Raw genomic sequence first — 10941 nt, forward strand, 5'->3', positions numbered from 1 at the left:
GGTTGTGCCAGAGGGCATACCGGCTTCGCTTTTTTATCAAGTAAATTTAGGAGGATTTTTTATGATGACGGTACGCAACGAGATTAAGGCACAGATCGTCCGGGCGGGATACACCATGCAGGAGGTAGTTGACCGGCTCCATGAGGAATACGGCTGGTCGGACAGCGTTTCCAACCTGTCGGCCAAGCTCCAGCGGGAATCTATCCGCTACAAGGAGGTTGTGGAGCTGGCTGATGTGCTGGGCTATGACCTGATCTGGCAGAAACGGAGGTAAATCTATGACAAGTGAAGAAAAGAAACTGTTGCAGGCAAAGCACCGCTTGGAGGAAGCCCAGGCACGGGATCGGGTGAAGGAGCGAAAAGCCCGGACAAGGCGGCTCATTCAGGAGGGCGCAGTGCTGGAAAAAGTGCTGCCGGAAGTACAGGCGGTAGGGCTTGACAATCTGGAAGAATACCTGCGGCGAAAACTGGCAGGATACGATTGAAAACGGCTGGGAGGTCTCCGGGAAACCGGGGGCCTTCCTCTTTTTTATCCCGAAGGGCGCACTTACTCACCACCTGCTAAAGCAGGCGGTGGCAGCCCTCCCGTTGGCCGGGCACGTGCGCTCTCCGAGGGGGATTGCGGCTCCTGCGGGAGCCGCTGGACAAGGCTGCATTTCTGCCAAACTGCCAGCCTTGCCCATGCAGTCGGCGCAGGGGTTTCCACTTTGGAATCCCCTGTTCATGGGGTGGTATATTGCCACCTCATCCCGCCGCCTGCCTGCGTCAACCTGCCACCGGCAGCTTGACACAGATACAGGGGAGGAACGATTTGTTCCACCCCTGCTGGCGGTACGTCGCATTTCACGACGTACCTGTTGTAATTGAGTACGGAAGAAGGGCTGCTGCGTTTCACAGTAGCCCTTCGGAAAGGACGGTAGACAATGGCAATTTATCATTTGGAGGCCAAAATGGTCAGCCGGGGCGCGGGCCGCTCTGCTGTGGCCGCTTCGGCCTATCTGAGCTGTTCCCGGATGCTCAACAATTACGACGGGGTGCAGCATGACTACACCCGAAAACAGGGCCTTGCCTGGCAGGCGGTGTTCCTGCCGCCAATGGCTCCCCCGGAATGGCAGGACAGGGAAAAACTCTGGAACGCCGTGGAGGAAGCGGAGAAAACCAAGGACAGCCGCCTTGCGCGGGAATTTGTCGCCGCGCTGCCCATCGAGCTGTCACGCCAGCAGCAGATCGAACTTCTGCAAGAATTTATCCGGGAGCAGTTCGTAGATGAAGGAATGTGCGCCGACGTTGACATCCACGACACCGACGGCCACAATCCCCACGCCCACATCCTGCTGACGGTGCGTCCGCTCAATGAAAACGGCACCTGGCAGTACAAGACTGAGAAAGAATATCTCTGCGTCAAGGACGGCGAAGAACGGGGCTTCACTACCTCTGAGTTCAAGGCTGCACAGGCCGAGGGCTGGGAGAAGCAGTATTCCTACAAAGTCGGCAAAAAGAAAGTGTACATGGCTCCTTCCGCAGCCCAGGCGCATGGCTATGTTCGTGCGGACAAACACCCCAAAAGCACCCGGTACGGCAGGCAGAATCCCATCTCTGCGCGGTGGAACAGCGAAGAACAACTGCTCGTCTGGCGCGAGGCGTGGGCCACGGCAGCGAACCGCTGTCTGGAGTTGGCTGGTCACGACAGCCGCATCGACCACCGCAGCCATGCCGAGCGTGGACTGGAGGAACGGCCCACGATTCACGAGGGCGTGGCAGCCCAGGCGTTGGAGCGGCGCGGCATCGTCTCCGATCGCTGCGAACTGAACCGGCAGATCAAGGCCGACAATGCCCTGCTGCGGGAACTGAAAGCGGAGGTCAAAAAGCTGGCCGCTTTGGTTGTCCACACCGTGCCCGCCGTAGCGGAGCGTCTGGAAAAATTACGCAGCAGGATTTTAATTTTCTGTTACCAGCTATCTCATATCCGTGCAGGCCGTGCCAACTGTCAGAAAGCCCTTACTGTGTACAAGCCCCAGCTGACACGGTTCATCAATTTGGCGCAGCAGATCAAGGAGAAAGGCAGAGAGCGCAAAACAGTGAAAGCCGAGAAAGAATCCCTGCCTGCGTGGCAGGTGTTCAAGCACAAAGAGTTGGGCGCTAAGATTGCGGAGCTGACCGAGGATCTGGAGGAACTGCGCTCTGAAAAGGCGCTGTTGTTGCAGCAATTTGAGTATGCTGAGGATGCTGGGGCCGAGACCTTCCGCAAAGACATCGCCGTGCTGGAATCCAACCTGCAAAAATTGGACGAGCAGGAGCAGAAATATTCCGCCGAACTGGATGCCGCACTGCATGAATACGCCGAGGTGAAATCGCAGGCCACCGACCTTGACCCGGTGGAACTGTATGAGGCCCGGCAGGCCATCCGATCTGGGTATGAAGCAGCCGCCAATGAAAAGTTGGAGCAGGTATTTGGCGAAAAATATTCGCCGCTGCGGTGGATGGACGCTAAACAGGCACAGACGCGCTTGACCAACGATACGGCAGAGGAATACGCCGCCATCCAAGTGGCAAAGCAAAGGCACAAATCCATGTCGCTGCCTACCCGCAAACGGAAGCAGGAGCAGGAATGGTAACGCGAAAGGCGGCACGGCCCATGTTGGTCGTGCCGCCGTTTGCCCTTACGATGCATTGCAGGACTACTCCATGTTATAACCGGTTCATTATTTAGTAAAATTTTAGTAAAGCGTATTGACTTCGACAGAAGGCGCTATATAATGAGCTTGAAACGATACGAAAGGAGGAGCCTCATGGCGACAATCAAGGATGTGGCCCAAGCCGCTCAGGTCTCGACTGCGGCGGTCTCACGGGTTTTGAACAAGGACGACAACATCTCTGTCTCACCGGAGGTGCGGGCCCGGATTTTTCAGGCGGCCCACGTCCTGGGCTATGTATCTCCTCGCCAGAGAAAGGCGGCAGAGCATAAAACGCACCTGGTCATCGGGGTGGCGGACTGGCGGATCATCCGCCCAGACCGGCACAATGTACGCCTCTCGTCCCTGTCCTGTCTGGTACAGATGATGACCGACCGGTACGAGGTAACCTTTGTGCGATTGACTTTCGGTGAGCCTCAACAGGTGGATGGTATTATTGCCCTGGGGGTGTTCAGCGAGAAGGAAATCGACTTTCTACGCTCCCTGTCCTTCGCCATCGTCTTTGTGAACTCCAACCAGCACAACTACGAGTTCGACCAGGTGCAGGTGGACTTCGACCGAGGCCAGGAGCAGATGGTGTCCTACCTGCTGGATCAGAAACGGTACACCGGGCTGGGGTATATCGGCGGTATTTACGACGGGGCCAATGGCCGCATCGGCACCCACCGTCTGGCCGCCATCCGGCGCATCTTGGAGAAGCGCGGCCAGTACGATCCACGAACCTTCCATGTGGGGGAAATCAGTCGAGAAAGTGGCTATGCGCTGGCCAAGAAGGCCGTGGAAGAGCATACCTTGGCGGAAGCAGTTCTGTTGGGCAGTGATGAGGTGGCTGAAGGCGCTTTAGAGGCATTCCGGGAACTGGGCGTCCGTGTGCCGAAAGATGTGGCGGTCATCATCTATCAGGATATTCAGACCTTGGAGAGCAAGTGGCCCACCGGCACCTGCCTGGAGATGTTTCCGGACTATGTGTGGGAAAACGCCCTGGAACTGCTTTTTGGCCGGATCAGTCAGCGTCGTTCCCAGGCAGTGACCGTCACGGTGCCCACCCACCTGAAGATTGGCGACACAGCCTGAATCACTAAAGCGGTTATCAGAGGGCATTCCCTCTATAACAGATAAATTTAATAGTAACCCCAGAAACGTTTACAGAAACAACAAGGAGGATCACAGAATGAAAAAAGCATTTTCTCTCCTGCTGGCTGGTGTGATGTGTGTTGGCCTGTTGGCTGGCTGCGGCGGCCAAAACAGCGAGTCCCAGAGCAGCACCAGCAGCACAAGTTCCACAGACAGCAGCACAAGTACCACAGCGACTTCTGAAACCAGCAACAAAAAGATTGATACCTTGCGGATCGCTTTTGTCCCGTCCCGCGAACCGGAGGAAATCATCACCGCTACCGAACCCCTGAAGCAGATGCTCACCGATGAACTGGCGACGTTGGGGTACGATGTGGGTGAGGTGGACATCACCGTGGGCACCAGCTATGAGGCGGTAGGCGAGGCTCTGGCCGCCGGTACCGCCGACGTTGGCCTGATCCCCGGCGGCACCTATGTGCTCTACGATGACGGCTGCGACGTGCTGCTGACCGCTACCCGGGACGGCCTGTCCATCGACTCTGACAATGCCAAGGACTGGAACGACAACGCCCCCACCGAGCCTACCACTGAGCAAGTCACCAGCTACCGCGCCTTGATGATCGCCGGCCCCTCTGAAAAGGGCAAGGAGCTGGCCGCCAAGGTCAACGCTGGCGAGGCCCTCACCTGGGAGGACGTGAGCAGTGCCAATTGGAGTGTGGCCAATTCCTCCTCTCCTGCCGGATACATCTATCCTTCTCTGTGGCTCCAGGAGAACTTCGACAAGAATATCACCGACCTGCCCCACGCGGTGCAGTCTGACTCCTACGGCAGTGCCTTCGCCCGTTTGGCCTCCGGTCAGGTGGACATCCTCTGCACCTATGCCGACGCCCGCCGGGACTATGAGGATGAGTGGACAACCGAGTACGGCATGACCAACAGCATCTGGGATGACACCGCTGTGGTTGGCGTCACTCCCGCTATTTACAATGACACCATCAGCGTCAGCAAGACCTCGCCCATCATGGACGATGATTTCAAGCAGGCTTTGGGCCAGGCTTTCATCAACATCGGCAACACCGAGGAAGGCAAAGAGGTCATCGCTATCTACAGCCACAACGGCTATCAGTGGGCGAAGTCCGAGGACTACGACTCTGAGCGGGCCGCTCAGGAGATGATCCAGTCTCTGAACAGCGCGGGTTAAACTCAATCAAACATGAACCACAAATGAGGGAGGGAGGCCGAGGCTTTCCTCCCTCGTTTGGGATAGGGAGAGTATCATGATAGAATTCAAAGAAGTAGAAAAGCGTTATCCGAATGGATTCGAGGCCCTGAAGCACATCAACCTGACCATTGATCAAGGGGAGTTTGTAGCCATCATCGGCCTTTCCGGTGCAGGCAAGTCCACCCTGATCCGTACCATCAATCGGATGCACGACATTACCCAGGGCCAGCTGACGGTGGACGGCACCGATGTGATGACCCTGCATGGAAAAAACTTGCGGAAATTTCGTCGCCGTATCGGCATGATTTTCCAGTCCTTCAACCTGATTACCCGCACCACTGTTATCAAGAATGTGCTCACCGCCTTTGTCCCTGATCTGCCCTGGTGGCGGGCAACTTTTGGCATCTTCACGAAGGAGGAAAAGATGAAGGCGCTGGAAGCCCTGGATCAGATGGGAATTCTGGACAAAGCCTTTGTCCGGGCGGATCAGCTCTCCGGTGGTCAACAGCAGCGTGTGGCCCTGGCTCGGACCCTGGCCCAGAATCCTCAGATTATCCTGGCGGATGAGCCGGTGGCCTCTCTGGACCCGGTGACTGCCAAACAGGTGATGGACGATTTTCAGCGAATCAACCGGGATATGCACATTACGGTACTCATTAACATCCACCATGTGGAGTTGGCTCTCCAGTACGCCACCCGGGTAATTGGTATCCGAGCCGGGGAGATCGTTTACGATGGCCCGGCCAATCAGGTGGATCAGGCGGTGCTGGACTCCATCTATCAGGGAAAGCAGGAGGAACCGGCATGAGTATATACGACAAAATCTTCCCACACAAATTGCTCACCCTACCCAACGGAAAACAGGTTTCCAAACCCAGATCTCGTGCTCCGCTGGCAGCGGTGATTTTGGTAGCCATGACGATTCTTTCGGTGAAGGTCACCGGTTTTGACCTGGGGGTCCTGGTCAGTCGGATTAAGGAGTTTTTTGTCATTCTGGGCGACATGATTCCACCACAGTGGGACTATATGCCCCAGATTTGGCAGCCCCTGTTCGACACCATCAAAATGTCCCTGCTGGGTTCCTTCATTGGCTCCATCCTGGTGGTGCCCTTCGCCATGCTGGCCTCTACCAATATCATTCACAACCGGGTGGTCGTGGCAGCTATGCGGCTGCTCCTGAGTATCATCCGCACCTTGCCTACCCTGGTCTCCGCCCTGATCGCCACCTACATTTTCGGCCTGGGTACTCTGGCGGGCACCACAGCCATCGCCATCTTTACCTTCGCTTACATCGGCAAGATCCTCTATGAAGAAATCGAAACGGTAGATATGGGACCTTTTGAAGCCATGGAGGCAATGGGGGCCACCAAGGTACGCGCCTTCATCAGCGCCATCGTGCCCCAGGTGCTGCCCTCTTATCTGTCTAACTGCCTATTTTGCTTCGAGGGAAATGTGCGCTACGCCTCCATTTTGGGGTATGTGGGAGCAGGCGGCCTTGGTCTGATCCTGAACGAGAAGATTGGTTGGCGTGAGTATGCCAGCGTAGGTATGATCCTGCTGGCGTTGTTCGTCACCGTGTTTATCATTGAAACCATCAGCCGGGCCGCCCGGAAACGGCTGGTATAGGAGGAGTTGCCATGAACAAACGAATCGAAGCGGCTTATGAACAGCGGCCCCGCCGCTGGGTCTTTGAGCTGGCCGTGGCTGTGGTGGTTGTAGCTCTGCTGATCTGGAGCGGCTCTGCCGTGGAGACGGCGGGCACCACGCAAAATGGAGCGGTGATTGCCTGGAATATCCTGGCGGGCATCTTCCACCCGGATACGGACCTGTTGTTCAATTTCACTACCCAGGGTGTGCCTTACCTGTTGTTGGAGACCATCTGCATCGCATTTTTGGGTACGATTGTGGGTGCTATCATTTCTGTTCCGTTGGCCTTTCTTTCGGCCTCCAACCTGACTCCGAAGCCGGTAGCCTTTGTTGGACGTATCATCATTATGGCCGTCCGCACCGTTCCCGCCTTCGTCTATGGCCTCATGTTCATTCGCGTCACAGGCCCCGGTGCCTTCGCTGGCCTGCTGACCATGTCCCTGTGTTCGGTAGGCATGGTGAGCAAAATGTACATCGAAGCCATTGAGGACTTGGATGTTCGTGTATTGGAGTCCCTGGACGCGGCGGGCTGCACGACCTGGCAGAAGATCCGCTACGGCATCCTGCCCCAGCTGATGCCCAACTTCGCCTCCACCGCCATCTACCGCTTTGACATCAACCTGCGGGACGCCACCGTGCTGGGCCTGGTGGGAGCGGGCGGTATCGGTGCGCCGCTGATCTTTGCCATGAACTCTTACCGCTGGGAAGAGGCCGGTGCTATCTTGGCAGGTCTCATCGTGCTGGTGTTGATCGTGGAGTGGATTTCCACCAAAATCCGGGTCAAGCTGGCCAGGGGGTGAGCATGGAAAAAACGGTTCAAATCTATTACACCTCAGATACCCACGGCCACATTTTCCCGGTAAACTACGCCGCCAACTGCCCGGAAAAATCCGGCCTGCTGAATCTGGCCGACCAGATGGAAAAGGACGGAAATACCCTGGTATTGGACGGCGGAGATTCCTTGCAGGGGACGCCTTTGACCCAATATTACCTGGAGAACCGGGACCGGTGGCCTGTCCACCCGGTAGCTGCGGCCTTCAACGCGATGGGCCTGGACTACTTTACCTTGGGTAACCACGACTTCAACTTCGGTTATGATGCCCTTCGGGATTATCTGCGGGCCATGGACGGCGTATGCCTATGCGCCAATGTAGAGGACCTGGGCGGCGAACTGCCCATCCGCCCCTGGGCAGTGCATACCCTGGCCAACGGCCTGCGGGTGGGGATCACCGGCGTGGTCACCGATTTTGTGAACGTATGGGAACAGCCCCAGAACTTGGAGCAACTTCGGGTCACCGATACCTTTCAAGCTGCCCGGACGGCCTGTTCCGCCCTTCGGGACCAGTGCGACGTTCGGGTGTGTATCTACCACGGAGGTTTTGAGGAAGAGTTGGAAACGGGGCGGGTGCTCTCGGACAGCGGAGAGAATATTGCCTGTAAAATCGCTCGGGAACTGGACTTCGACCTTCTCCTCACAGGCCACCAACACATGGCGGTGGAAGGAGTAGAGTTGTCCGGCACCTATGCGGTTCAGCCCCCCGCCAACGCCAGGCAGTTTCTCCGGATCACTGGACAGCAAGACGGGAGAAACTTCTGTTTTCATTCCAAACTGACGCCAGTGGGTGCAACGCACGGCACGGAGCCTTATCAGAGCTTACTGCCCCTGGAACAGGCGGTGCAGGTCTGGCTGGACCAGCCCATCGGGGAGTTGGCCTATCCGATTTCCCCGGAGGGGAAGCTGGACGCCGCCCTCTACGGCAGCCAGATGGCCGCCCTGTTCAACCAGGTGCAGTTGGCCGAGACCGGGGCGGATTTCTCCTGCACCAGCTTGGGAAACGACCCGGTGGGGCTGGCCTCCCCAGTGACCATGCGGGGTGTAACAGCAGCCTACCTGTTTGCCAACACCCTGGTGGTGCTGGAGGTGACGGAAGAGGTGCTGCGGCAGACTCTGGAACGGTGCGCCGCCTACTTCACGTTGGTTGATGGCCAACCCCAGATTTCGGAAGAGTTTCTGCTACCCAAGGTGGAGCACTACAACTACGACTTTTACGCAGGTCTGGCTTATACTTTCGATCTGCGCCGCCCTGTGGGGAGCCGGGTGGTTCGACTGACAAAATTGGACGGTTCTCCTCTGGAAAACGGGAAATTCCGCTTGTGTACCAGCAACTACCGGGCCACGGGCACCGGCGGCTATGATGCGCTGAGGAAGTGTCCTGTCCTCTGGCGGGGCGGCGTAGAAATGCCGGATCTCACCGCCCGTTATATCCAGACCCACAGCCCGGTGCCCCTGTTGCATAACGTAGATATGCAGGTGATTTGGTGAAGCCTTCTTGACAAGCCATAAGGAATGTGATTTTATAAATCAAACAGAGGAAAGAAGGTGGAGGATGGACAGATTCAATGTTGCTGTGAAAGTTGTTCAAAATGCAGGGAATCTTCTGCGGCAGTGTCATCTGGAAGAAACGGAAATTTGCCAGAAAACGAGCCATCAAGACCTTGTCACCCGTTGGGACCGCAGGATCGAACAACTGTTGCGAAATGAAATCCTGACAGCTTTCCCCCAGGATGCTATTGTGGGGGAAGAGTATCCGCCGGAGACGCATCGCGCCGAGTCGATTACTTGGTATATTGACCCCATCGACGGGACTACGAATTTTATCAATCAGCATCAAAACTACGCCATCTCTGTGGGATGCTGGAACGGAAGCAAGCCATTGTTTGGCTTGGTACTGGACGTAGAGCGGAATTCGCTGTACTGGGCCCGGCACGGTGGAGGTGCATGGCAAGATCAGACACCGATCCACACCTCCGACCGGCGGGAGCTTTCGGAGCTGCTGCTGACAACGCCGGGTTTGCAATATACCTTCCTGGAGTCGCATCCCTATCAGGAGCGGATGAACCGGCTCTCCCGGAAGGTACGGGGAGTTCGGTGTCTCGGCTCCGTGGCCTTGGAACTTTGCGAGGTGGCCGCTGGCCGGGCAGATTTATTCGTGACCATGCGCTCTTCTCCCTGGGACCACAATGCAGCGCGCATCATTCTAGAGGAGGCCGGAGGGGCGATTTTCACAGTGGATGGAAATGAGCTGCCCCTGAATCAGAAAAGCACAGTGCTCGCTCTCAATGCCATTGAACTGAAAGGCCGCATCTTGATGAATGAGAAAAGTCCGCTATAAAAGATTTGGGGACATTTAGTCTAGCAATGCTCAAGGATTGACCTTGTTTGCTGACTTATAGTTTTTTGTGGCCTCAGGGAACAGGCTTACATTAACGCTCCTTCAGAGCTACCATACCGACAATTAGAAAACATAAAGTAAAGTGCTTCTCCTTTGTACCGGCAGAAATGCCACCGGGAAAAAGAGAGGCACTTTTATTATATATTCATCCGCGTCAAAGTATGGGACACGGCTGTTCAAAAACTTGTTTCCATTAAATACGTGCTTTCTATGATATGGTGTAATTATTTGGCAATCGTTGGGGCTTTTCTGCCTAACATTTACGAGTGTTTTACCTTGAATTCACACCGAAAAACCAGCTAAGTGTTATAATTAAACCGGAACCAGATCTACTAACTAGAGGGCAAAACGACGAGGTGAATTTTATGACTTTATTTATGAACGAGAAAGATATGAATGAAATGTTAGATAGTATCTGTCCGGAAGGAGAAACATACCAGGGAAAAGCATGGGGAACCCTGATGTCCGGAACAGCCGAAATGCTGGCTCTGGGGGCCTTAAGTAATGTATCCTGTTATGTTGGCGTGACAGAAAAAACATTGGTTATCGCAGTGTTGGAAACTTTTGATATCTCGCATATTTACGGTAAAATCTGCATTCCGTTTGACCAGTTTGACGAACTGAAAGTACAAAAAGGGCTACTGCCTTCCCAGCGGATCATCAAAGCGAAAAGCGGGAAAACCAAAATAAAATTGTCGCTGGTCAACAACAGCATCACCGCCAAAATCAAAGATCAAAAACAGGGGATGCTTGCGATTTGCGAGACGCTGGAGCGTTTGAAACACTGATTTTCATAAAAGCAAGAGAGAAAATGAACAATATAAATGAGAACCGAACAGACAAAAGAGCGCCCGGCGGCGAAAAAAGCAAGGCGGAGTTAAAATGGTTTATTTTGTTCCTAGCCGTCATCTTTTTTCTGCCGATCACCATCCTCGCGGTGGTGGAATGGTTTACAAGCGCCGATGCCTTTGCCATCGGCATCACAGGGTTTATGCAAGCCGTCATTGTCTATGGCGGCTTGGGGCTGGTGGCGGTGATCATCGCCCTTGTCTTATTCATACTGCTGATTCAG

General features: G+C 55.2%; 12 protein-coding genes. All 12 read left to right on the forward strand.

Features of this window, described 5'->3' with window-relative positions:
* Nucleotides 1-64 precede the first annotated feature (64 nt).
* Nucleotides 65-274 carry an LLM class flavin-dependent oxidoreductase gene (locus H6B15_RS06305; RefSeq protein WP_430661831.1) on the forward strand — a complete coding sequence of 70 codons (210 nt, stop codon included), beginning with the start codon at nt 65-67 and terminating at the stop codon, nt 272-274.
* A gap of 4 nt (nt 275-278) precedes the next feature.
* On the forward strand, nt 279-485 hold the full coding sequence (locus tag H6B15_RS06310; protein WP_087235256.1) for a DUF3847 domain-containing protein: 207 nt from the start codon (nt 279-281) through the stop codon (nt 483-485).
* A 438-nt stretch (nt 486-923) separates the two neighbouring features.
* A complete protein-coding gene (mobQ, locus tag H6B15_RS06315) occupies nt 924-2615 on the forward strand; it encodes a MobQ family relaxase (RefSeq protein WP_204647141.1) in 1692 nt (563 codons plus the stop codon).
* Nucleotides 2616-2789: 174 nt separating this feature from the next.
* Nucleotides 2790-3767 carry a LacI family DNA-binding transcriptional regulator gene (locus H6B15_RS06320; protein ID WP_204647142.1) on the forward strand — a complete coding sequence of 326 codons (978 nt, stop codon included), beginning with the start codon at nt 2790-2792 and terminating at the stop codon, nt 3765-3767.
* A gap of 97 nt (nt 3768-3864) precedes the next feature.
* Nucleotides 3865-4968 (forward strand): phosphate/phosphite/phosphonate ABC transporter substrate-binding protein, encoded by a 1104-nt coding sequence (locus tag H6B15_RS06325; RefSeq protein ID WP_204647143.1) that lies wholly within the window; start codon nt 3865-3867, stop codon nt 4966-4968.
* A 76-nt stretch (nt 4969-5044) separates the two neighbouring features.
* The gene (gene phnC, locus H6B15_RS06330) at nt 5045-5797 is read left to right on the forward strand and encodes a phosphonate ABC transporter ATP-binding protein (protein ID WP_087182756.1); all 753 of its coding nucleotides are present in this window, start codon (nt 5045-5047) and stop codon (nt 5795-5797) included.
* Complete coding sequence (phnE, locus tag H6B15_RS06335; protein WP_204647144.1) at nt 5794-6615, forward strand: phosphonate ABC transporter, permease protein PhnE; 822 nt, start codon at nt 5794-5796, stop codon at nt 6613-6615. The genes phnC and phnE (H6B15_RS06335) overlap by 4 nt, the downstream gene beginning before the upstream one ends.
* Nucleotides 6616-6626: 11 nt before the next feature.
* Nucleotides 6627-7436 (forward strand): phosphonate ABC transporter, permease protein PhnE, encoded by an 810-nt coding sequence (phnE, locus tag H6B15_RS06340; protein WP_087182754.1) that lies wholly within the window; start codon nt 6627-6629, stop codon nt 7434-7436.
* A 2-nt stretch (nt 7437-7438) separates the two neighbouring features.
* Nucleotides 7439-8959 carry a bifunctional metallophosphatase/5'-nucleotidase gene (locus H6B15_RS06345; RefSeq protein WP_204647145.1) on the forward strand — a complete coding sequence of 507 codons (1521 nt, stop codon included), beginning with the start codon at nt 7439-7441 and terminating at the stop codon, nt 8957-8959.
* Between the two features lie 64 nt (nt 8960-9023).
* Nucleotides 9024-9809 (forward strand): inositol monophosphatase family protein, encoded by a 786-nt coding sequence (locus H6B15_RS06350; RefSeq protein WP_204647146.1) that lies wholly within the window; start codon nt 9024-9026, stop codon nt 9807-9809.
* Between the two features lie 437 nt (nt 9810-10246).
* Nucleotides 10247-10657 (forward strand): hypothetical protein, encoded by a 411-nt coding sequence (locus H6B15_RS06355; RefSeq protein WP_204647147.1) that lies wholly within the window; start codon nt 10247-10249, stop codon nt 10655-10657.
* Nucleotides 10658-10680: 23 nt separating this feature from the next.
* Nucleotides 10681-10941: hypothetical protein (locus H6B15_RS06360; RefSeq protein WP_204647148.1), on the forward strand; the 261-nt coding region annotated here is incomplete at its 3' end.

The sequence above is a fragment of the Gemmiger formicilis genome (assembly GCF_016900095.1).
In the GTDB taxonomy this organism is placed as follows: domain Bacteria; phylum Bacillota; class Clostridia; order Oscillospirales; family Ruminococcaceae; genus Gemmiger; species Gemmiger formicilis_A.

What these genes read in the sequence shown, in the direction of transcription:
- H6B15_RS06305 (WP_430661831.1), top strand. Translation starts at nt 65, where the DNA reads ATGACGGTACGCAACGAGATTAAGGCACAGATCGTCCGGGCGGGATAC.
- H6B15_RS06310 (WP_087235256.1), top strand. Translation starts at nt 279, where the DNA reads ATGACAAGTGAAGAAAAGAAACTGTTGCAGGCAAAGCACCGCTTGGAG.
- mobQ (WP_204647141.1), top strand. Translation starts at nt 924, where the DNA reads ATGGCAATTTATCATTTGGAGGCCAAAATGGTCAGCCGGGGCGCGGGC.
- H6B15_RS06320 (WP_204647142.1), top strand. Translation starts at nt 2,790, where the DNA reads ATGGCGACAATCAAGGATGTGGCCCAAGCCGCTCAGGTCTCGACTGCG.
- H6B15_RS06325 (WP_204647143.1), top strand. Translation starts at nt 3,865, where the DNA reads ATGAAAAAAGCATTTTCTCTCCTGCTGGCTGGTGTGATGTGTGTTGGC.
- phnC (WP_087182756.1), top strand. Translation starts at nt 5,045, where the DNA reads ATGATAGAATTCAAAGAAGTAGAAAAGCGTTATCCGAATGGATTCGAG.
- phnE (WP_204647144.1), top strand. Translation starts at nt 5,794, where the DNA reads ATGAGTATATACGACAAAATCTTCCCACACAAATTGCTCACCCTACCC.
- phnE (WP_087182754.1), top strand. Translation starts at nt 6,627, where the DNA reads ATGAACAAACGAATCGAAGCGGCTTATGAACAGCGGCCCCGCCGCTGG.
- H6B15_RS06345 (WP_204647145.1), top strand. Translation starts at nt 7,439, where the DNA reads ATGGAAAAAACGGTTCAAATCTATTACACCTCAGATACCCACGGCCAC.
- H6B15_RS06350 (WP_204647146.1), top strand. Translation starts at nt 9,024, where the DNA reads ATGGACAGATTCAATGTTGCTGTGAAAGTTGTTCAAAATGCAGGGAAT.
- H6B15_RS06355 (WP_204647147.1), top strand. Translation starts at nt 10,247, where the DNA reads ATGAACGAGAAAGATATGAATGAAATGTTAGATAGTATCTGTCCGGAA.